General features: G+C 64.1%; 17 protein-coding genes. 5 read left to right on the forward strand and 12 right to left on the reverse strand.

Going from position 1 to position 22,612, the window contains the following annotated elements; genetic code table 11:
* Window positions 1-370: 370 nt before the first annotated feature.
* From tagQ to tagH, 12 genes are all read right to left on the reverse strand, one after another.
* The gene (gene tagQ, locus N005_RS00280; protein WP_047698331.1) at window positions 371-1,306 is read right to left on the reverse strand and encodes a type VI secretion system-associated lipoprotein TagQ; all 936 of its coding nucleotides are present in this window, start codon (window positions 1,304-1,306) and stop codon (window positions 371-373) included.
* A gap of 84 nt (window positions 1,307-1,390) precedes the next feature.
* A complete protein-coding gene (locus N005_RS00285; RefSeq protein ID WP_047698333.1) occupies window positions 1,391-3,136 on the reverse strand; it encodes a formylglycine-generating enzyme family protein in 1,746 nt (581 codons plus the stop codon).
* Window positions 3,129-4,325 (reverse strand): FtsX-like permease family protein, encoded by a 1,197-nt coding sequence (locus N005_RS00290; RefSeq protein ID WP_047698336.1) that lies wholly within the window; start codon window positions 4,323-4,325, stop codon window positions 3,129-3,131. The genes N005_RS00285 and N005_RS00290 overlap by 8 nt, the downstream gene beginning before the upstream one ends.
* Window positions 4,325-5,041, reverse strand: a complete 717-nt coding sequence (locus N005_RS00295) for an ABC transporter ATP-binding protein (RefSeq protein WP_047698373.1) — start codon at window positions 5,039-5,041, stop codon at window positions 4,325-4,327. The genes N005_RS00290 and N005_RS00295 overlap by 1 nt, the downstream gene beginning before the upstream one ends.
* The gene (locus N005_RS00300) at window positions 5,041-8,160 is read right to left on the reverse strand and encodes a serine/threonine-protein kinase (protein ID WP_047698338.1); all 3,120 of its coding nucleotides are present in this window, start codon (window positions 8,158-8,160) and stop codon (window positions 5,041-5,043) included. The genes N005_RS00295 and N005_RS00300 overlap by 1 nt, the downstream gene beginning before the upstream one ends.
* Complete coding sequence (locus tag N005_RS00305) at window positions 8,157-8,888, reverse strand: PP2C family protein-serine/threonine phosphatase (RefSeq protein WP_047698340.1); 732 nt, start codon at window positions 8,886-8,888, stop codon at window positions 8,157-8,159. Before N005_RS00305 ends, N005_RS00300 begins: the two co-directional genes overlap by 4 nt.
* Window positions 8,889-9,542, reverse strand: coding sequence for a type VI secretion system-associated protein TagF (gene tagF, locus N005_RS00310; protein ID WP_047698342.1), 654 nt, complete (start codon window positions 9,540-9,542; stop codon window positions 8,889-8,891). It abuts the gene before it with no gap.
* On the reverse strand, window positions 9,539-13,039 hold the full coding sequence (gene tssM / locus N005_RS00315; protein WP_047698344.1) for a type VI secretion system membrane subunit TssM: 3,501 nt from the start codon (window positions 13,037-13,039) through the stop codon (window positions 9,539-9,541). The genes tagF and tssM overlap by 4 nt, the downstream gene beginning before the upstream one ends.
* A complete protein-coding gene (locus N005_RS00320) occupies window positions 13,036-14,340 on the reverse strand; it encodes a DotU family type VI secretion system protein (protein WP_047698345.1) in 1,305 nt (434 codons plus the stop codon). The genes tssM and N005_RS00320 overlap by 4 nt, the downstream gene beginning before the upstream one ends.
* 6 nt (window positions 14,341-14,346) lie before the next feature.
* The gene (gene tssK, locus N005_RS00325; protein WP_047698347.1) at window positions 14,347-15,681 is read right to left on the reverse strand and encodes a type VI secretion system baseplate subunit TssK; all 1,335 of its coding nucleotides are present in this window, start codon (window positions 15,679-15,681) and stop codon (window positions 14,347-14,349) included.
* A gap of 15 nt (window positions 15,682-15,696) precedes the next feature.
* On the reverse strand, window positions 15,697-16,203 hold the full coding sequence (gene tssJ, locus N005_RS00330; RefSeq protein WP_047698348.1) for a type VI secretion system lipoprotein TssJ: 507 nt from the start codon (window positions 16,201-16,203) through the stop codon (window positions 15,697-15,699).
* A 66-nt stretch (window positions 16,204-16,269) separates the two neighbouring features.
* Entirely contained in the window at window positions 16,270-17,826 is a 1,557-nt protein-coding gene (gene tagH / locus N005_RS00335) for a type VI secretion system-associated FHA domain protein TagH (RefSeq protein ID WP_047698350.1), read from the reverse strand.
* 417 nt (window positions 17,827-18,243) lie between these two features.
* Here tagH and tssA point away from each other — a divergent pair, with 417 nt between their 5' ends.
* The 5 genes from tssA (at window position 18,244) to N005_RS00360 (ending at window position 22,593) form a co-directional block, all read left to right on the forward strand.
* The gene (tssA, locus tag N005_RS00340; protein ID WP_047698352.1) at window positions 18,244-19,281 is read left to right on the forward strand and encodes a type VI secretion system protein TssA; all 1,038 of its coding nucleotides are present in this window, start codon (window positions 18,244-18,246) and stop codon (window positions 19,279-19,281) included.
* An 81-nt stretch (window positions 19,282-19,362) separates the two neighbouring features.
* Window positions 19,363-19,869 carry a type VI secretion system contractile sheath small subunit gene (gene tssB / locus N005_RS00345; RefSeq protein WP_003177230.1) on the forward strand — a complete coding sequence of 169 codons (507 nt, stop codon included), beginning with the start codon at window positions 19,363-19,365 and terminating at the stop codon, window positions 19,867-19,869.
* A gap of 2 nt (window positions 19,870-19,871) precedes the next feature.
* Entirely contained in the window at window positions 19,872-21,368 is a 1,497-nt protein-coding gene (gene tssC / locus N005_RS00350; protein ID WP_047698355.1) for a type VI secretion system contractile sheath large subunit, read from the forward strand.
* A 214-nt stretch (window positions 21,369-21,582) separates the two neighbouring features.
* On the forward strand, window positions 21,583-22,071 hold the full coding sequence (locus N005_RS00355) for an Hcp family type VI secretion system effector (protein ID WP_047698356.1): 489 nt from the start codon (window positions 21,583-21,585) through the stop codon (window positions 22,069-22,071).
* Window positions 22,072-22,152: 81 nt separating this feature from the next.
* The gene (locus N005_RS00360; protein WP_047698358.1) at window positions 22,153-22,593 is read left to right on the forward strand and encodes a type VI secretion system amidase effector protein Tae4; all 441 of its coding nucleotides are present in this window, start codon (window positions 22,153-22,155) and stop codon (window positions 22,591-22,593) included.
* Window positions 22,594-22,612: the final 19 nt, after the last annotated feature.

Consider the following 22,612-nt stretch of genomic DNA (forward strand, 5'->3'; position numbering starts at 1 on the left):
AGCAATGCCGGAGTGAGGGCATGCCGAGCCTAGGCGAGGCACCGAGTGGTGGGGCCAAGCCTTTTTTGCTTACTTTTTTTGGCGTCTGAAAAAAAGTGAGCCGCCGTAAGGGCGGAACCCTAAGTGGCCGTTACCGCAGCAACGGATATGTACTCGACGCAAGACCGCCATCGCGAGCAAGCTCGCTCCCACAAGGGAATCGGGGGATAACGCGAATACTGCGACCACCACAAAACAACTGTGGGAGCGAGCTCGCTCGCGATGGCGGAGAATCAGTCGACATTGAAGCCAACTGAACCACCGCCATCGCGAGCAGGCTCGCTCCCACAGGGTTTATGCAGCGATCAAATGATCAGCAGCAATCGCTCAATCAAACATTCGGGCAAGGAACCGGTGCCCAGTCGCCCAGGTCCGGGTTCTTGCACATGCTGTTGACCTGAGTAGTGCCAGCGCTGGCGACCTGCTTGCTCTCATCCTGCTTGGCCTTGGCGGTCTGCAGGGTTTTCTCGGTAGTGACCGCTTCTTTCGGCACGGTTGGCAGCACAGGCTTTTTCGCCGGCTTCACGGCTTTCTTGGTCTTGGTGGTCGCCGCTACGACCGGGGTGGTGTCGGCAGTTGCCACGGTGACCACGTCAGTGCGCTGCACACCCACTTGCTGCAGGTCTTTCTCGTAGGCCTGGGTGTAGTTGTTCAGGTCTTCGGAGGCTTTGCCGTTGACCGCGACGATCAGGTCGTTGGACTCTTTCAGGCCGGCGACGATTTCCGCCAGGCGCTTGCGGCCTTCGGTGTCGTTGACGGTCTTGGCCTTGCGGTCGGCGACCAGTTTGGTGAACGCGCTCTGGTAGCACTGCTGCGAAGCCTTGGCGTAGGCGGTGCTGCGGTCGATGTCGCCCACACGCTTGTTGACGTCAGCGGCGTAGGAGGCGATGCGCTGATTGTCATCGGCGATCTGCTTCTGGCGCTCGGTGTAGTAACCGGCGGCACCACCGGCCAGGGCGCCGCCCGCGGCACCGATGGCGGCGTTGCGACCACGGTCTTCCTTGTCGGCGGTCAAGACACCCAGCAGTGCACCGCCGACTGCGCCGACGGCGGCACCGGTGATGACCGACTGGGTCATGTTGCCTTCGGTGGCGCGCAGGTGCTGCACCGGCTCGTAGCAGTTCGGGTAGTACTCGACCTTGGTGCTCGACGCGACCTTGGACGTCGGCGATGTCGCGCAACCGGTCAGTACGGTGCTGAAGCCGACAGCGACCATCAGCAAATGACGCTTGGAAACCGAAGCAGAAGGTTTACGGGAGAAAAGCATAGTTGTGTTCTCTTTTAAGTTTTGACCAACCCAGCACGGCCCGACGCCGCCTGGGTTCCCTCCAAGCTTGCCAACATTGAGCACTCAAGACCGCAGGGCGCTCGTTGCCAGCAATTCCTTCAATATCGCCGCCGGGTCGGCTCGTTTTTGTTGACGATAATCCCCGACATGACGAACGAATAACGTGGCGCGTGCCACCAGGCTCTTACCCAGTACCGGCTTGCGCTCCATCTCCTCCTTGATGCGCTGAAACTGCGCCTGGATCACCGCATCGGTGTAACGCGTGCCGGTCGCCAGGTTGTCGATGTAGATCGCCACCGCGCCATCCAGCGCGCTGCGGCCGTTGTCGATGGCCGTGGCGAACAGTTGCGCACTGGCATCGTCCTTGGCGTCCACCGCCGCCTGGTGGCTGCGCTGCAGATTGGTCAGGCGGATGTTGTAGTTGTTGACGGTCTCGGCCACCAGGGCCGCCGACTGGATCAGGTTGCCGGCCGCTTCCTCGCGCTGTTGGGCGATGAGCGAGACGTTGCGCTTGAGCTCTTCGTTGACCAGCCCCAGTTCGGCTTGCAGGCGCGGGTCGACGCTGGCGGCGATGATGCTGTCCAGGCGCTTGGTCGGATCCTGGGCGTCGTCGATGGCATCGGTCAGCGACGCGAGGCGACCTTCTTTCTGCCATTGGGCGAACAGTTCCTTGTAGCGCGAACGCGGTGCCGACAACGCGCCGACGGCCACCCGGAAGCCGGTGGTTTCGTTGCTCTGCTCGGTGCCATCGGCAGCGAACAAGGGGTATTCGCGGCGCATGCCGGTGAACAGCGTGCCCTCGCCTTCCAGGTAGTTGCCGCCCTTGACCACGAAACCACCGTAGGCGCCCTGGCGTCGTCCGGAATGCACCAGCTGGAAGGATTCCTGGACCATCTCGGCCGCGTTGCCGATCACGTCGAACAGGCCGATGGGGTTCGGCAACTTGGTGCCGATGGGCATCAGTCGCGCCGCCTGGCCCGTGCCGCCGGCCACTTGGTTGAACACCGCCCAATCGGCCAATGGACCGTCGCTTTCACTGCCTTCCAGGCGCCGCGGGAACAACCGCCCTTCCAGGTCCTGGCGGCTGACGGCCTGGCCGCCACGGGCGGCGAATTCCCACTCGACTTCGGTGGGCAGGCGCACAAAGCCCAACCCGCCGTCTTCGGCGGAGGTGCCGCGACCGCTCACCGGCAGCAGGTCCTTGTGGTATTTCATCAGCCAGGCGCTGTACACCGCCGAGAAACGCTCGGCCTCGAACTTCGACAGTTTCACCTTGGGCAGGCGCCCGGCCATGCCCTGGGGAAGATCGGCTTGCAAGGCTTCGCAGGCCGGTGCCGGCTCGCCGCTGGCCAGGGACTGCGCCTGGGCCATGACCTGGGCGTACTGCCGTGCCGTGACTTCGTACTTGCCGATGAAATACAGCATCGGCTTGAGCGGCGTCTGGGCGTCGGTCTTGGGCATCAACGGCGTGATGGCCTTGTTCCAGTCCTTGGGCAAGTCCTTGAGGGTGAACTGGCCGTTGATGAAGTCACGCCGGTAGCCGGAAATGAACGACTGCTGGTAGCCGGCCTCGCCCTCGCTGAACGGGTAGCCCAGACTGATCTCGCGGTCGTCCAGGGTGCCCTGGGCGAGGATGTAGACGTAGCGGAACACCATCTGCCCGTCACACGGCAGCGGCAGGCTGACGTCATCGGGCAACGGCTTGGGGTTGTCCAGCTTGTCGCTGCCTTCATCGGCGCTTGCCAGGTTGCTCAGAGCTGCCAGACTGGCCAGGCTCAGCGCCACGGCGGCGCCCAGTAACTTATACATCACGAATTCCTTCAGAGGCCTGGATGCGCGCCACGCGCCAGCCGCCACAAGCTGCCGCTGCGGCACTGACGCCGAGCACGGCCAGCAGGGCCAGGGTGTAGTGACGCGGCAGCAGATGGCTGGCGTACTCGCCCGGCATCTGTGCAAATAAATGATTCAGGCCCGACTGCGCCAGGCCGTACAACCCGGCACTCAGCAGAGCCGCGAGGCTGGCGCTGTACAGCGCTTGCAGCACCACGAACAGCAGCAGCGCGGCGGTGGATACTCCCAACAGCCGCAACACCGACAGCTCCCGCCGCTTGCGCTCGACCGCCGCCAGCGCCCCGGCAAAAATCGCTGCGAACGCCCCCGTCAACGCCAACCCGGCGATGATCCAGAACACGATCGACAGGTTGCGGCTCAACGATTGCACTTGTGCGATGGTCTGGGCCTGGGTCGATACCAACAGATTCTGCGCCGCGAAATACTGCCGCAGCGGCTCCACATCGCCAAGGCCGCGGGCGTACAAGCGAAACGCCGGATAGACACGCTGCCCGGCCACGCCCACCGCATCGCCCGGCCAGCCGAACGCCGGCACGGCACGCCCGTCGCGATAGTCCTCGGCCGCTTCCAGCAGGGCCAGCGGCGCGAACACCCCATCACGGGCGAAGGCTTCCAGCGGCAACACGTGCAGCACCCGCACCCGGGTCCGCTGCGCCTCACTGCGACCAGCCACTTGCCGGCCGAAACTGGCCTGCAACCAATCGCCGGCCTTGGCGCCGAGCTTTTCGGCAGCAGTCTGGCTGAGCACCACCTCGTCCAGGCCCTGGGGCAACGGCAGGTGCTCGAGCAAGGGGTCGTTGGCGGCGGTGGGAATCATCTCGACGGTGACCGCCGCCGTCGCGTTGTTCAGGTCCGCTGTCGCGGCGATCTGCCGGGTGCGCGGCAAGGCGAATGACACATCGCTGCGCCGGCCCAACTGCTCGATGAACTCGGCGCTGAAGCGACCGCCGCCCAGGGGAATGATTTCCCGGGTGGCCGGGTCGCTTTGCAGGCGCTCGGTCAGACTGCTGACCAGACCGAATTTCAGCCCGAACAGCACCAGCAGCGGTGCCACCACCGCCACCAACGCCAGCACCGAGCAGGCCGACAGCCAAGCGTCGTTGCGATAGTCCTGCCAAGCCAGGGAAGCCACCAGCGCGCTGCGCATCAGCAAGCCTCCCCAAGGGTGGCGGTGACACCGCCGTCGACGTCGCGGCGGCAACTGATGCGTCGCACTTGCAAGCCGCTGGCGCGGGCCAGTGCTTCATCGTGGGTGGCAACCACGCAGCACACGCCACTGTCGCGGGCCTGGGTCACCAGCAATTGCATGACGCGCTCGGCGTTCAACGGGTCGAGGGCCGCCGTCGGCTCATCCGCCAACAACAGCCGTGGACGGTGGGCCAGGGCCCGTGCACAACTGACCCGCTGGCGCTGGCCGACGGACAGGTCCGCCGGTTTCTTGTCCAGTTGATCGGCAATATCCAGTTGCCCGGCCAGGCGCGTCACGCTGCCGTCATCCTTCAAGCCCAGCAGTTTGCGCGACAACTCGATGTTGCCACGCACCGTCAGGAACCCGAGCAACCCGCCGGTTTGCAGCACATAACCCAGGTGCCGGCTGCGCAGCTCCGCCAGCGTACTTTGCTCGGCGCCGCGCCAGAGGCGGGCGATGTCCAGCGTTGTATTGGCCGGGGCAAAGTCGAACTGCCCGGCCTGATCCGGCGCCAGCACCAGCGCCAGCATGTCCAGCAAAGTGCTCTTGCCGCAGCCACTAGGGCCGACCAGCGCCAGTTGCTCACCGGCACGCAGCTGCAGCCGTGGGATCACCAGGCTGTAGCGCTGGCTGCCGGCGCCCCGGCTTTTATGCACCGCACTCAGGCTCAGCATCATGGCAAGGTCGACAATGGAACGCGGTACAGCGCATCGCCCGGCTCGGCGTCGCCGAAGCGCACCCAGTTGGCGAGGTCGTTGTGGAAGGTTTCGTAGAGGCGGATTTTCGAATCCAGCTCGTCGATGAAGTCTTCCTGCTCGGCCACGCTCAAGGACAACCACAAGTCCTGCGTCATGTTCAGCGACTTGCTGCGGTACGGCAGGCCTTCCAGGTACTCGCCGAGGATGCCGCCGTCGGCCAGGTTGCCGCCCTTGCGCAAGGCCGAGGGGTCGCGGCTCATGTAGGCACTGGCGCTGGCGATTTCCTGGAAGAAATCCTTGGGCGAACTCTGAGTCTTGCGGGCCGCGTCGACGATCAGTTTCAGCGACTGTTGCAGGTCGTTGAGCTGCAGCTTGGTCAGCATCACGCAAACCTGGAACGCGGGCAGCGCCGGGTTGGTCAGGTCGCGGTCGGCGGTCCAGGCGCTGACCAGTTGCGGCGCCTGGCTGGCGGTCTTGCGCCCGAGGAAGTCCATGTGCATCGCGTAGCCGACCGCCGCCGATTTATCGGCCAGGCTCGGCGCGGCACTCAACTGCGGAACTGCCTGCTCCTTGTTGCTGCGTACCTGGTGCACCAGGTCGGCGAATACCGTGCCGATCTCGTCCACCCGCTCGCCCAGCTTGCGCACATCCGCGCCCGCGACGGGAATGTACAGGTCGCCGATCTGCGGGTTCGCATCGGCGGTCAGGGTGCGGTATTGGCTCTGGGCACCGGCGTGGGTTTTCTTGCCGGCGTCGCTGAGCAGATGCAGGGCATAGATCTTGATCTGCTTGCCCAGGGCCGCCTGACGCACTTCGGCTTCGTTCATCTGCGTGGTGGAAAAGGGATCGTTCTTGCGCAAGGCACCGGCGTCGGTAACGAGCAGGATCAGACGCCCGCCATAGCCGGACCAGTCCATGCCCTCGACCGCTTCCATGACCCCGGCAAACGCATCCTCGTTGAACGAATGGCTCGACACCGTGGACGCCTTGACCTGCCGCGCCAGGTCCAGGAAGCGTTGCGGGTCGCGGCCCTGTTCCAGGGTGATCAGGGTCTTGGCGACGTATTCCAGGCCCGGAGTTTTCTTGGTGCTGTTGCGGAAGCCCACCAAGCCGAAGCTGACGCTGTCCAGCTCGCCGCGCTCGGCGATGCGGGTCTGCAGCTCATGGACCACGTCGCGCACCTGATCGATGTAGGGCTGCATGGACACGGTAGTGTCCACCACCAGCACCACCGCAGTGCGGAACGCATCGGCGTTGGCGGTCAGGATCGGCGTGTTGTTGGACGCGGCCCGGGGCGTGTTGCCAGGGTCGATGGAGGCCACGTTGAGCAACTGCACCGGTTGGCCATTTTCATCGAAGCTCTCGCGGGAATCGAAGATCGGCAACAGGTAGAACTGGTTCTGCGGCACGGCGCTGGCGGCCGGTTCCAAGGCCAGCACCTGCTGGTTATCCTCGCGGTTCTGCTGGGCCTTGAGCAGCACGTTCTTGGCGTTCGACGGGTTGGCCAGCAGCTTTTCCACTTCACCGGGCTGACGCAGGAACATCACCGGCGCGCGGCCGGAACGTTCGGTGAACTTGAGCACCAGGCTCTGTTTCCAGTCGCTGACCTGGGCAGCCGGCAACCAGCCGTCGCTGCGTCCGTCCGTGGCGGCGCCGACCCGTACCCAGGCGCCACCGTTGACGTCCTTGCGCTGATACACGTACAGCACCGAGAACGCCGGCAACTCCTTGCCCGGCGCGGCGCCCGGTTCGGCGGCGAGCTTCGCCCCCGGCTTGCTGAGCACGCGCTGGAACAGGGTTTTCTTGCCGGCCATCAACAATGGACGCTGGCCGCCATCGGCTTCCGTCGCCACGGGAGGATTGACCGGCGGTGCCACGGGCGGCTTGGCCGGTGGCGCTTCCGGGTTCTTCACCGGCGGCGTCTCAGACGCTTTTACCGGCGGCTTGCCGGACGAGCCCGTGGATGCCACGGACTGTTTGCTGGTCTTGCCGCTGTCACCGGACAACCACCAATACCCCGCACCGCCCAACGCCAACGCCACGGCCACCGCGACGGCGGCCAGGGCGAACACCGGGGTCTTGCGCGGCTGCACAGCGGCAGGTCGCTGGGGCGGGTTGGCCGGTGGCGCGGTGGGTTTCGGTTGTGGCTGTGGTTGTGATTGGGGTTGGGGTTGCGCGGGGCCGCTCGGGATGTCGATGGACATCGGCGTCAATCCCGCCAGGTCATCGCGGCTCGATTGCGGTGGCACGGGCAGCGGCAGAGGCCGGATCAGGGTTGCCTCGGTCGAATCCGTCGGCAGGTTATCCAGGGCCCGCAGCAGCGCCGCCGCATCCGGGAAGCGTTCCGCCGGGTCCTTGGCCAACAGCTTGCGTAGCACATCCTGATAACGACCATGGTGCACCGGCAGTTCCGGCAACGGTTCGGTCAGGTGAGCCAGGGCCGTAGACAGCGCATCGTTGCCGGTATACGGCAACTTGCCGACGAGGATTTCGTAGAGCACCACCCCCAGCGCATACAGGTCGGCGCGACCGTCGATGTCCTGCCCGCGCGCCTGCTCCGGGCTCATGTAGCTGGGGGTGCCCACCGCGAAACCGGCCTGGGTGAATTGGGTGCGGTCGTCCAGGGACTTGGCGATGCCGAAGTCCGAGAGCACCGCCGTGCCATCGGCGCGGAACAAGATGTTCGCCGGCTTGACGTCGCGGTGCACCAGGCCCAGGCCATGGGCGTAGCCCAGGGCCGAGGCGATCTGGCGAATGTAGATCAGGCCCTGCTCCGGTGACAGACCGGCGGCGATGCGCTCCTTGAGCGTGCCGTTGGGCAGGTACTCCATCGCCATGTAATACAGCTCACCGACGTTGCCGATGTCATGGATGGTGACGGTGTGCGGGTGCGACAGGCGCGCCAGGGTCTTGCCTTCGCGCAGGAAACGTTCGCAGAACGTCGGGTCGGCAGCCAGGGCGGCCGCCATGACCTTGAGCGCCACCTTGCGTTCCAGGGAACGCTGGGTCGCCAGGTACACGCTGGCCATCGCGCCTTCGCCGATCTCGCCGTCGATGTCATAGCCGGGGATCTGGATGTTCAAAACGGGGTTCATGACGGCACCTTCACAACCACCACGGTGATGTTGTCCGGGGCACCGCGCATCAGGCCCAGGGAGACCAGGCTGCTGGCGATTTCACCGGGTTCGTCGTGGCTCAGCACTTCGCGGATTTCTTCGTCTTCGACGGTCTTGGTCAGCCCGTCGCTGCACAGCAGGTAGCTGTCGCCCGGCACCAGCAGCAGCTCGGTCATCGCCAGGTTCAACTGCGCCTCGACGCCGATGGCGCGGGTGACGATGTTGGCCCGTGGATGCACCCGGGCTTCGGCTTCGCTGAGCAGGCCACTGTCCTGCAGGTCCTGGACGTAGCTGTGATCCCGGGAGATGCCTTCCAGTACGCCGTCGCGCAGGCGATACAAGCGGCTGTCACCGGCCCACAGGCACATGCCGCGCAGATCACGGGCGGCGAGTACCACCACGGTGCTGCCCATCATGGTCACGCCACGGTTGGCGGTTTCTTCACGCACGGCGGCGTTGACCCGCTGCAGGTCGCTTTGCAGCGCCGCGACGTATTCGTCCAACGAACGGCCCACGGCAATGTTGCGCAGGCTGTCGACGATCAAGCTGCTGACGTAGTCGCCCGCCGCATGCCCGCCCATGCCGTCGGCGACCACCCACAGGCCGTTTTCCGGCAGGTCCAGGCAGGCGTCTTCGTTGACCTGGCGGACCATGCCGACATGGCTCTTGCTTGCAGATTTGCAGGCTTTCCCAGCACTTGGACGCATCTACACAACACCTTCTTGGCCGAGCAAAAATTGCGCAAAGTCAGCAGCGGCCGGCAAGCCCTGGCAGCGCATCAAACCGGGCGCGATGCGCTCCGAACCCTGCCCCCACCACAGGCTCGCCCCTTCGCAGGCCGACTCGGCCAGGGCACTCATGCGCCGCTGCGGGTCGGTGGCATCGAAGCGATGCAGGCTGGCGAACCGGCTACTGGGCACCCGTGGCAGAAACATCGGGCTGCCGAGGTTTTCCAGTTCCGCGCCGAAGGCTTCGAAGGTGGCCTCTACGCTCAATGTGCTCAGCAGCAGGTTCTCCACCCGCTCGAACCATTCGTCCGCACCGCCGACCACCGACGCCGGATCCGCATCGGGCTCCAGCAGCACCGCGACGGTCAGCGGAAAATAGCGCCCGACCCGGTCGATGCTCGGCATCACCACCCCAACCGCCGCATCCGGACCGCACACGCCGGGGGCGACCATGAAGCGCCACAACGGGCTGACCAGATAGGCGTCCAGCCAACGCTCGCCGAGGCTGGTCTGGCTGGCGAGCAAGCCAGCCGCCAACCACGAGTCCCACGGGCCGATAAAGCTCTGGGGCAAGCCGCGACTGACAAAATCCCCACGACTGGCCAACTTTCCATAGAAACCCGCCGTACTCATAGCCGCTCCGGTAGGCTGAAGCCGCTGAGCACGCGGCTCTTGAACGGGTTGAAGGCGCTGTTGGCCCGCAGCTCGTAGGAAGCGCTGGCGTTATCGACCCGCAGCCGCAGGTTGAAGCGATCCGGCGAGTTGCCGGCGGTCAGGTCCGACTGCTCCAGCAGCCGGAACCAGGCCCACGGCCCGTCCAGGGTGATGCCGGAGCGACCGCTGGAGGACGGCGGCATGACCGAGATCCGCACCACGCCGATGCTGCCCGGGTTCGGCCACTGCATGGCGGTCGGGCGACTCGGGCCGTGGTCGTAGCTCAACTGTTGGCCGTCAAGATCGAGCAGGAACTGGGTGATGGTCGAGTCCATCGCCACCGGCTTGAGCTCGAAGCGCACCATCGGCTGGGTGCCGCCGGAACGGAAGAACGCATCGCGAATGGCCGCCGCGCGCTGGAAGGTCTGCAGCACGCCAGGGGCGATGCCGAGTTTCTGCGCCGCGCCCGGCTGCCAGCGCCAGGTCGGTGTGGAAGTATCGACGTAAGGTTGCAGGTACTTGCGGAAGTAGTTGTCCATCACCCCGCCGACGCCGAAGAACTGGCCGAAGTCGTCCAGGGTCGCGTCCCGGGCACTGCCCGGCGACATCGGATAACGCCCGGCCAGGGACTGACGGTAGATGTTCACCACTTCGCTGGTCCAGGCGGCGTTCAGTTGATTGCGCACCCCTCCCATCATGCTGTTGGTGGTGGAATTGACCACCGACTTGACCAGCCCTTGCACCAACGGCGGCTGACGCTCGGCGTTGAGGCTGACCCGGGTGGCGGCCGCCGCGGCCTGGTTCTTGGCTTCGCCGAGCAAGGCATCGCCGCTGGCGCCGACCATGGCGCTGACCTGCACGTACAAGGCATTCATGTCGGCCAGCAGGCCATCGATGGCGGCCGGTTCACCGTCGTTTTTGCTGACGATGCTGTTGAGCTCGGCAAAGTGCGCCGTGATCGGATCATCGCTGGCCTGTGGCGCGCTTTGCGTCGTCTGCTCCTGGCCGAGCAAGCTGCCCAGGCGCTCCTTGAGCTTGTCCACACCGCCCTCTACCGGCGCGCCTTGGGCGGCCAGCAGGCGTTCGTCCTGTTGCAGGTCGGTTTCCTTCGCCACCGCCACCAACAGTTTCTTCAACGGCGAGGTCGGCCCGGAGATCACCCGCAGCACGTCGGCGGCCTGGGCCACGCTGGTGATCGGCACGAAATCGATGTCGGCGAGCAAGGCATCCCATTGCCGCTGATAGTCTTGGAAGTACAACCGGCGCACATCAGCGGCCAGGCTGGCGACGTTCTGCTGATCGGCCTCTTCGTGACCCAGCACCCATTGCTCTTCAGCCAGGGTGCCGGTCTGGCTCAGGCTGGTAAGCAAGAAGCCCTGGCGGTAACCCTTGACGGTGAAGAACCCGCTCAATGGCTCGCCCAGCGGCTTGCCGCTCTTGCGGCTGAACACCAGCGCGGCGTCGCGCCCGGCGGCTTCGTTGATGCGGAAGTCCGGGACGCCTTCGGGCAATTTCTGCCGTTTGATCCGGTCGTAGACCCGCTGGGCCACGGGCAGTTGTTGCAACTGCCGGCGCAGGTCTTCGATCAACCGTGGGTCCAGCCGTGCGGTAGGCGGATGCCGTTCGAACAGCGCTTGCAGATGCTCGCTCAGGGCCAGCCGCTGTTCGGCCGGCAAGTCACGGGGCAGGCTGCGATCCCAGTCCAAAGCGATCCAGGCCTTGATGAAGTCGGCGTCGTAATGCTCGTTGTCGGCGAGCATCAGGTAGGCCTTCAAGCCTTCGTAGAGGAAATCCGAATTGCCGCCGCTGTGCAGTTGCTCTTCGATGCGCGTCAGCAGGCGCGGCGCGAACACCGCGATCAGCAACTTGCGATAGACGCTGCCGGATTCGGCTTCCAGCATGTCGCCCTGGTACAGGCCCAGGCCCTCGGCCCAATCCGGCGCATCGCCCGCCAGGTGTTTCACGGCGTTGAGCAACGGCAGCACCGCGAGCACGTCACGTTGTGCCGGGCTGAGGTTCTGCACGGTCTGGCCCAGCGGCGCGACCTTCTGGTCGACCTGGGCGATGTAGGCCTGGTTGGCGCGATAGCTGACCCACCACAAGGTGCTGACCACCAACACCACCAGCACGGTGGAGGCCAATACGCCGCGGGCGATCCATTTGCGCCGGCGCTCGACCTTCGGGTCGACGCCCACCAGCCCACGCTCGGCGAAAGCCACCGCGGTGAACAGTTTTTCAATGAAGTAGCTGCGCCCGGTGCCGGTCTGGCGCGCCAGGTGCTGGCGGTCCAGGTTCATGCTCTGGGCCATGGAACCGATCAGGCGGTCGATGGGGCTGCCTTCCTGGGTGCCGCTGGTGAAATACACACCGCGCAGCAGCACGCGCTCTTCGAAGGCGTTGGGTTTGAACACGCCGTCGAGGAAGCTTTGCAGGCAATCCTTCAACGCTCCGAACTGCTGCGGGAAACCGTAGATCAGATCACGCCGCGCCGGGTCGCGTTCCTGTTGCAGACGCTCCACCAGCCGGTCGTTGAGGCGCTGTTCCAGGCCGGCGAATTCGCTTTGCAGGTGCGCCAGCGGACTGTCGTTGCTCTTGCCGTCGTCGAGGGCGAAAGTCATGCCCCAGACCTGGGCGCGCTCTTCCTTGCTCAGGGTGTCGAAGTACTCCATGAACCCGGGCACCAGGTCGAGCTTGGTCAGCATCAGGTAGACCGGGAAACGCACGCCCAATTGGGTGTACAGCTCCTGGATGCGCAGGCGGATCGCCGCGGCATGGGCGGCGCGCTCGGCATCGCTGCCCAGCAGCAGGTCGGACAGGCTGATGGCGATGAACGCACCGTCAATCGGACGCCGGGCCCGCTGTTTTTTCAGCAGGCCGAGGAAGCCCAGCCAGGCGGCCTTGTCGATGGCCGCGTCGCTGTCCTGGGTGGTATAGCGACCGGCAGTGTCGAGCAGGACGGCTTGATCGGTGAACCACCAATCGCAATTACGGGTACCGCCGACGCCGCGCACCGCGCCGGCGCCCAACTGGGCGGCCAACGGGAAATGCAGCCCGGAGTTGACCAACGCGGTGGTCTTGCCCGAACCCGGCGGACCGATGATCACGTACCACGGCAGCTCGTAGAGGTTACGGCGCTCGTCACCGCCCAGCTTGGCCTTCTTCAACAGCGCCAGGGCTTCGTCCATGCGCTGGCGCAGGGTTTCGAGCTCTTCGGCGGTGGCGATGCTGGTGGGGTCGGGCGGTGTCTGCTCGGCCAGGCTGCGCATGACTTCGGCGGCCTGGCGGCGGGCCTGGATGATGCGGAACACGCGGTAGGCGATCCACACCGCGAACACCAGGATGATCAACGCCCAGCGCCGCCCTTCCGGCACCAGCCAGTCCAGCAGCGGGCCGACGAACCAGATGATCAGGCTCAGGGCAATCAGCCCCAGCAACGGGATGACCCAGCGGATCATGAAACTGAAAAACGCCTTCACTCGACTCCCTCCGCCAATACGGTGATTTCAACCCGACGGTTGCGTGCACGTCCTTCCGTGGTGGCGTTGGACGCCAGTGGTTCGGTGTCGCTGCGGCCTTCGGCGCTGAAGCGCTCGGGCTGGCCGGTCTTGGCCGATAGAATCTGCAGCACCGACTGCGCCCGCGCTTCGGACAGCGCCCAGTTGGACGGGAAGCGCAACGTGGCAATCGGACGATTGTCGCTGTGGCCAGTCACCAGGACCTGACCCTTGACCTTGCGCACCGCATCGGCGATGCGCAGCATCAACGGTTCGAAATCTTCCTTGATGCTGGCGCTGCCCGAGGCGAACAGTTCATCGCCACGGATGGTCACCACCGAGCGGTCGACGGCATCTTCCACTGCGATCCGGTTGGCCCGGATTTCATCGGCCAGGAAACCGGCCAGGCGGGGACGCTCGACCACTTTCGGCTGCACCACGGGGCGGTCGATGGTCTGCACCGGGATTTCGCCGAGGAAGTGAATGTTCTTGAACACCGGTTCGGCATCGGAGGCGAGCTTCATGCGCAGGCCGAACAGCAGCGCCAGCAACAAGGCCGCGCCGATGGCCACGGCGATCCACGGCGGCATGAATTGCGCCAGGCGATCGCGGGCCACGGTGACGCCGCGCCAGTGTGGCGACAACTCGCGTTCGTAGTCGCCACGGGCACTGCGGATCACCGCACTGGTGCGTTCACGCAACGCTTCGAGTTGGCTGCGACCGTCGTTCATCACCCGGTAGCGCCCCTCGAAACCGAGGCACATGCACAGGTACAACAGCTCCAGCAGGTACAAGCGTTCCCGTGGACTTTGCAGGCAATGCTCCAGCAACTGGAACACTTTCTCGCCACCCCAGGCTTCGTTGTGCACGGTGATCAACAGACTCTGCTTGCCCCAGTCGCTGGTGCCGCCCCAGGGAGTGCTCAACACCGCTTCGTCCAGCGCAGTGCACAAGGCGTAGCGGGCCAGCAGCACGTCGTTGCGCACCACGCCGGCCGCCTCGGCGCGCTCCTCGAACTGGCGCAGGTAGGCCAGCAGTTGTGCGCGCAGGCTGGCCGGGGCCGGGTGCGCGATGGTATTGCGCAGGCGCGTCAGCAGGGCCAGCAGCGGGCCGGCGGCGCTTTCCAGCGGATTGAGTCCCTGGGCCTTGCCGGTCAGCACCGGCGCGGCCGGCATCGACAGCGGCGCGGGGGCTGGCTGAGGGCGTCCGGCATCCGGGCGGAACGGATCCGCGCCACGGCCACCGGGCGTTGGCATGAACTGGGTATGATCGTCGTTGCTCATCGCGAATTATCCTCGGATCGCCCAGAACGCCAGGTTCAGCCCTGGGAACTGCCCGGCGATGTGGAACGCAAAGCCGCCGGAGTTGCCCAGCTGCTTCCAGTGGTCGCTGCCCCGGTCGAGTTCGTAGTAGGTGGAGCCGGCGTGGTACGGAAGCTGACGTGGCGCCACCGGCAACGGCAACAGGCCGATGCCCGGCAGTTGCAGGTTGACCAGGTCGCGGATGTGCTCCACCGAGCCGACCTTGCTCTGCTGGCCGAAGCGACTGCGCAGGGTTTCGGCGGGAACGTCGGCGCGCACCACCAGGATGAAACTGGCGCTGTCGAGCAGAGTCTTGTCGGCCAGCATCGCCACGTGGATACCGTAGGCTTTCTCGACAATCGGAATCGGTGTGGCCTTGCTGTCGATCAGCATCGACAAGGCCTCGCGCAACGCTTGCATCACCGGGGTGAAGCTCAGCACCAAGTCGTCATGCTGGTAGGGCGGGTATTCCTGCGGTCGTCGCCCGGACGCGGTGAAGGTGGAGAATTCTCCGGCCAATGCCACCAGTTCGCTGTAGAAGCGCTCGGGGTGCAACGGGCTCAACTGGCTGAGGTGCTGGATCAGCGGCTGGGCACGGTTGACCAGTTGCAGCAGCATGAAGTCGGCGATCTCCGAAGCACCACCGGCGCCGGACGCCACCACCCGCCCGGCGAGGGCTTCGCCGCGTTGATGGAGCAGGCCCAGCAGCTCACTGCGAAACGCCGCCAACGGCTTGGAGGCGACCACATCCAGCAGCGGCGGAATGTAGGTGTCGTCGAGCACCAGGGCGCGGTCGGCGCGTTTCTCCTTGATGCGCACCACGCCGATGGCGGCGTAGTCGCCGATGCCGTCCTCGGTGGTCAACAGACGCAGCGCCCGGGAACCGAGGGCCACCGGCGCGCGGTTTTCAAACGGTGCGTTGTCGTCGCGCACTTCACTGACCTGGCTGACATAACGCGCAGCCCCCAAGGGCTCGCCTTCGTCCACGGTGTCGCGAGCGCCGGCGCGCTTGAGCGGCAGGGCCAGGTAGACCAGGCCGTCGCGCAGGTTGTCGTCGATGTTCAGCGGCGTCGGCGCCACGTCATCCTGGGGAATGTTGAAGGGCGTGCCGTCCGGCAACAGGCCCCGCGCCGAAATGATCGCCAGCTTGCCTTGAACCAGCAGGCCCTGGTCGATGAGCAATTCGGAAAAGCCCCAGGCACCGGCCGACAGGGGCCGGCTGCGTGCGTCGATGAGGTTTTCCAGGTAACGGTCGTGCTGTTGGAAGTGCTGGGTTCCGATGAACATGCCTTCCGACCAGACCACGCGATTGTTCCAGGACATGGGGGCTCCGATTGCTTATTGGGCAGGGCTGGATGGGGGAACGACGACGTCGCTGCGCACGGCGCGCACATCGAGGCTGATCTGGTATTCGGTGTAGGCACGCGGCGGCACATTCAACACCGTGCGCCACAGCGACTGATCCAGTTCGCGGTAGCCCACCAGGATGCCGATGTGGCGGGTCGATGGGTCGAGGTCGCGTTGCAGGCTCAGCTGCTGGCCGGGCTGGATCAGCACTTCATCCTGATCGATCAGATCGGCGCCCAGGGTCGCCTGGGCCCGTTCGGCCAGGGCGAAATAATCGGAGCGGCCAAAGGTCGCCGCGTTTTTCAATTCGAAAATCCGCACCCGCACCGGAGCCGGCTGGCCGGTGGCACCGGGGTTGAGACCGTTGATGGCGTGGAAGTGCAACTCGACGGCGGCGGTATCGGCCTCAGCTTCTTCGGGCTGGGATTTGGCCGCATCCTTGGCGCACGCCGTCAACAGAAGCGCGGTGGCAACTGCGAGTAAAAACCTGGGAATCATCCTGCGTCCTCAATGACGTTTGAGCTATCCGTTGTTTGACTTGTGAAGGGTTATGGACAGCGACGCTCAACGGCGTCGCTGTCGGCTACTGTGTTCTTCGTAGGCACGACTGAATTCACGACCGAACAGGTCCTGGAAATCCTCCTGGGCTTCCCGGGAAATATTGCTGTAGAGCTCGGTAAATTGCTGCCAATACTGAGCCTGCCGCGAGCCGCTGAAAATCCCTGACAGCCCACCAGGCTTGCCCATGCGTTCTTCCAGTTGCGCCGGTTCGAAGCGCGCCAGCAAATGCTTGATCGCCGCTTCCACGCCGGCCATGACCGCCAGTTGGTGGGCACGCAGATCATCGAAGCTGTCCCGCACCGCCGCGTCCGGCGCCATGAACGCCTGGTTGCCATGGCGCAACAACAGCAACAGGGCTTCATCGACGTTGGGGGCGAATTTCAGCGGGTTGTTTTCCACCGGCTGGATCATCGTCTGCTGGATGCGGAACTCGCCCTTGAGGCTGCTGCGGGCACGCAAGACGTCGATCAGCCCTTCGACCATCAACCGATAGCTGCGCCCGATGCTTTCCATCTGCGCCTCGGCCTGGGCCTTGTCCAGGCGCAACTGATCCAGGCCGGCACCGCGCAGGAACGCCTGCAGCAGATCGGGTTGGGTTGCGTCGACCGGAGCGGCCGGCGTAACCGGCGTGACTGGAGCGACCGGCGCGATTGGCGCGATTGGCGGTTCGACACGGGTCACCGGCGGTTCGGGCAGCGGCGCAGGTTCGTTCGGTATGCGGATATCGGCGAGGTTGAACTCGGCGACACTCGTCTCAGGCGCAAAGATGTCCGGCACCGGGATCGCTGGCTCGGGTATCTGCGGCACGGCCACCGCGACCGGTTCGACCACCGGCATTTGTGCAACCGGCGGCGGAGCGACGGCCACCGGGGCAACCGGCACCGGCGCCGGCTTGTCGCTGAACAGGTCCCAATCTTCCGGGATCACCGAGGCGGAACTCATCGCCACCGGCTCGACCATGGGCGGCGGGCTGGGACGGGGGATCGGCGTCGGCGGGCGGAAATCGTGCTGCTGGGCCGGCACATGATCGGGCTGGGTGGCCGGCGGCACGCTGGGCGGCGTGAGGAAATCGAACAGGTCCGGCATCGTGTCCATGGCTGAAACGCCTTGGAATTGCGCCGGCGGAACCATGGGGATCGGCGCGGGGGTCTGCACTGGCGCGGCCGCCTGGCGGCCCATCAGGGCCTCGAAGCTGCTGGGCGACTCGGCAAAGGGGTTGCTGTCGGTAACCGGCAGGTTGAAGTCGACACGCGCCTGGATTTCATAATCCCCGATGCGGATGATCTCGCCATCCTGCAAGAGCTCACTGTTGCCTTTGCGCAGGCGGATACCGGCCTTGACCAATTCCACGCCGTTAGTGCTGTTATCGGTTAAATAATACCGGCCGTCTTTGTATTGAATAACGCAATGTTTACCGGACACCAACCGTTCAGGATCCGGCAATACCCAGTCATTATCGGAATTACGGCCAATTGCCATCACTCCCTGGTCCATGGACTTTTCAGAACACTGACCGGGGGTAATCTTGTGATAACTAGTGATAGTCAAACACAGCGGCATCTCGCCTCCTTGCCGAATACTTTCAAACGTCTGTGCGCACGGTAAGCCGAAGGGGGAAATTCACCTTGGCGCTCACCGGAAAACCTTGCAAACCACCGCGAAACGGCTTTTTGCCAGCATGATGGCTGATATTAACCGGCCTGCATGACAAAAACCGCTCCCAGAACCTTCCTCGACCTGCCAGTCGCGCGGGTTGTTAAGCGCCTCACAACTGTAACAGAGTGGAAATAGCTTACCTTGACAAGCGATAAGTACTACACCAAAAATGCACAACTTCTTGAATATCAATGATGGCACTTTAAGATCATCAAGCATCTATTGGGCCATTACCGTCAAGGGACATGTGAAGTTCCACCCGGAACTTGCGTGTGAACTGCCCGACTCATTCTTCAGCGGGCGATAGGGAGATCGATCCAAGTGGATGTGCCTTTGTTGCTCGCCGCCGTTTCCGCGAACTCGCCTTGTGGCGAAGACCTGGAATATGACGCGGATTTCCTGCGCCTGGAGCGTGATTCCCGAGGCCAACCCGAGCGCAGCATGGGCGACTCGATATTGCCTGCCGAGCCCCCCGAGTGGCGCAGCATCCAGCAACAGAGCCTGGACTTGCTGCAACGCAGCAAAGACTTGCGCATCACCCATTTCCTGTTGCAAAGCTCCCTGGCCCTCGAAGGTCTTCCAGGCCTGGCCCGCGTATTGACGCTGATCAGCGAATTGCTCAAGCAATACTGGGCCGACCTGCACCCGCGCCTGGATGCCGATGACGACAACGATCCCACCGTGCGCATCAACGCCCTCGCCGGCCTGACGTCCGATGTCACCATCCGCCTGCTGCGCGAGAGCGTCCTGGCCCGCTCGCGCGCCTTCGGCCCCGTCAGCCTGCGCGCCGCCGCCAACGCCAGCGGCCTGCAAAGCTTCGCCGATGAAAGTCTCGGGGCCGAACAACTTGCCGGCGCATTGCTCGACTGCGACCCCGAGCAACTGGAAATCACCCGTGCGGCGCTGCTGGAAGCTCGTGCCGCCGCCGAAGCCATCGAACAGCAGGTCAGCGACCAGGTCGGTTCCGCCCAGGGCGTGGACCTCGGCCCGCTGAAGCAGCCACTGAAGATGGCGTTGCAGATTCTCGGTCAGTTCGCACCGCAGAGCGGCGACAGCGCCCCCCCGGACACGGTCGCCGGCGACAGCACCGCGCCAGCCGAATACACCAGCGCGCCGAGCGCACCGCGCAACACCGGCACGAGCACGGTCAGCGGTGAAATCAACAACCGCGACGACGTGCTGCGCAGCCTGGATCGGATTCTCGCTTACTACACCCGTCACGAGCCCTCCAGCCCCCTGCCGGTGCTGTTGAATCGGGCGAAGAATCTGGTGCACGCCGACTTCGCGGCTATCGTGCGCAACCTGATTCCAGACGGCATGAGCCAATTTGAAAACCTGCGCGGCCCGGACAGCGAATAACAGCGAGCGGATCACGCAGTCACGTCACCGGCCCCACCGGATGACGCCAACACCGTCGCTCAAGCGACCAGGAGCAGCAACGTGGCGAAGCAAAGTTCTCAGAAATTCATCGCGCGCAACCGCGCGCCTCGAGTGCAGATCGAGTACGACGTCGAGCTCTACGGCGCCGAGAAAAAGGTCCAGTTGCCCTTCGTCATGGGCGTAATGGCCGACCTCGCCGGCAAGCCCGCCGAGCCTCTGGCACCCGTGGCCGATCGCAAGTTCCTTGAGATCGATGTCGACAATTTCGACTCGCGCCTCAAGGCCATGCAACCACGCGTAGCGTTCCATGTGCCCAACGAACTGACCGGCGAAGGCAACCTGAGCCTGGACCTGACCTTCGAAAGCATGGACGACTTCAGCCCGGCAGCCGTGGCCCGCAAGGTCGACTCGCTGAACAAGTTGCTCGAAGCACGCACCCAACTGGCCAACCTGCTGACCTACATGGACGGCAAGACCGGCGCCGAAGAAATCATCATGAAGGCGATCAAGGACCCAGCGCTGTTGCAGGCCCTGGCGAGCGCGCCGAAGCCAGCACAGGATCAATGATCATGACCGACAATACCGTCCGCGAAGGCGCACAGAACCTGGGCGCGACTGAAGAAACCAGCGAGTTCGCGTCCCTGCTGCTGCAAGAGTTCAAGCCCAAGACCGAGCGTGCCCGCGAAGCGGTCGAGACCGCCGTGCGTACCCTGGCCGAACAGGCCCTGGCGCAGACCGACCTGGTGTCCAACGACGCCATCAAGTCGATCGAATCGATCATCGCCGCCATCGACGCCAAGCTCACCGCCCAGGTCAACCAGGTGATCCATCACCCGGATTTCCAGCAGCTGGAAAGCGCCTGGCGTGGCCTGCACTACCTGGTCAACAACACCGAGACCGATGAGCAGCTGAAGATCCGTGTGCTCAACATCTCCAAGACCGACCTGCACAAGACCCTGAAGAAATTCAAGGGCACGGCGTGGGACCAGAGCCCGCTCTTCAAGAAGATGTACGAAGAAGAATACGGCCAGTTCGGCGGCGAGCCATACGGCTGCCTGGTGGGCGACTACTACTTCGACCAGTCGCCACCGGACGTGGAGCTGTTGGGCGAGCTGTCGAAAGTCTGCGCAGCGATGCACGCACCGTTCATTTCCGCCGCGTCGCCGACCGTGATGGGCATGGGCTCCTGGCAGGAACTGTCGAACCCACGCGACCTGACCAAGATCTTCACCACGCCGGAATACGCCGGCTGGCGTTCGCTGCGTGAATCGGAAGACTCGCGCTACATCGGCCTGACCATGCCGCGCTTCCTGGCGCGCCTGCCGTACGGCGCCAAGACCGACCCGGTGGAAGCCTTCGCCTTCGAAGAAAACACCGACGGCGCCGACAGCTCGAAATACACCTGGGCCAACGCCGCCTATGCGATGGCCGTGAACATCAACCGCTCGTTCAAACACTTTGGCTGGTGCTCGCGCATCCGCGGCGTGGAGTCCGGCGGTGAAGTGGAAAACCTGCCGGCCCACACATTCCCGACCGACGACGGTGGCGTGGACATGAAGTGCCCGACCGAGATCGCCATTTCGGACCGCCGTGAAGCGGAACTGGCGAAGAACGGTTTCATGCCGCTGCTGCACAAGAAAAACACCGACTTCGCCGCGTTCATCGGCGCCCAGTCGCTGCAGAAACCGGCCGAATACGACGACCCGGACGCCACCGCCAACGCCAACCTGGCCGCGCGCTTGCCGTACCTGTTCGCCACCTGCCGTTTCGCTCACTACCTGAAGTGCATCGTGCGCGACAAGATCGGTTCCTTCAAAGAGAAGGACGAGATGCAGCGCTGGCTGCAGGACTGGATCCTCAACTACGTCGACGGCGACCCGGCGCATTCCACCGAAACCACCAAGGCCCAGCACCCACTGGCAGCGGCCGAAGTGATCGTCGAAGAAGTCGAAGGCAACCCGGGGTACTACAACTCCAAGTTCTTCCTGCGCCCGCACTATCAGCTCGAAGGACTGACCGTGTCGCTGCGCCTGGTTTCGAAACTGCCTTCGGCCAAGGGCGCGTAACAACCAGCTGAATGGTACGCGGTAGAAATGTGGGAGCGAGCCTGCTCGCGATGGCGGTGGATCAGTCACCACCTGTGTCGCCTGACACGCCGTCATCGCGAGCAGGCTCGCTCCCACAGGGATCTTCGTTGAGTTGAAGATCGCTGTTGAACACAGAATTCGCAGGTCGGCGTCAAACCAAACAATGTGGTTAGAAACCACACAGGGAGAAAACATGGCTGTTGATATTTTCATCAAGATCGGCGACATCAAGGGCGAGTCCATGGACAAGGCCCACAAGGACGAGATCGACGTCCTGAACTGGAGCTGGGGCATGTCCCAGTCCGGCAACATGCACATGGGCAGTGGCGGTGGCGCCGGCAAGGTAAACATCCAGGACCTGTCGCTGACCAAGTACGTCGACAAGGCTTCGCCGAACCTGATGATGCACTGCGCCAGCGGCAAGCACATCGACAAGGTCAAGCTGACCGTGCGCAAGGCCGGCGGTGAAAGCCAGGTCGAGTACATGATCATCAACCTGGAAGAAGTGCTGATCACCTCCCTGAGCACCGGCGGCTCGGGCAGCGATGATCGCCTGACCGAAAACGTCACCCTGAACTTCGCCAAGGTGCTGGTGGACTACCAGCCGCAGAAAGCCGACGGCAGCAAGGAAGGCGGTCCGGTCAAGTTCGGCTGGAACGTGCGTCAGAACGTCAAGGTGTAATCGAACACGCCCCCGGTGCCACGCGCCGGGGGTGTTTGGTGCTTGCTCTCATCCAATCCTTTACCGCGCGGTGTCTGAGTCATGGCCAAGCCTTCGTTTATCAATTTGTGGAACAGCTATCCCAATACGCCAACGCCCTGCGACGGCCCTTGGGACAATCAATGCGCTATCCGCATGAGTGTCACGCTCAACGCGGAAAAAACCATCAAGGTCAACAAGTCGACCTATACCGAACCCAAATGCGCGCACGAACACGCACGGGGGGCGGAATCGTTAGCCAACTGGCTCTGGCGACATCATCTAGGGCGTCCGCTGATTCTCTCGGGAAGTGCCGAAGATCGGCGCAAGCTCGTTCAGAAGACCGGGATCATCTTCTTCAAGGACTGCTTTGCACGACATGGGCAATCCCTGGAAGCACGCACCGGCGACCACATCGATCTGTGGAATCGCGGCAGGGTCACGGGCGACTTCGCCGACCAGGCCCATCGCTCAAAACAAGTCTGGTTCTGGGAACTGTCATGATCAAGCCAACGCTACAGTC

Origin of the sequence: Pseudomonas mediterranea CFBP 5447, from assembly GCF_000774145.1 — a bacterium.
Taxonomy (GTDB): Bacteria; Pseudomonadota; Gammaproteobacteria; order Pseudomonadales; family Pseudomonadaceae; genus Aquipseudomonas; species Aquipseudomonas mediterranea.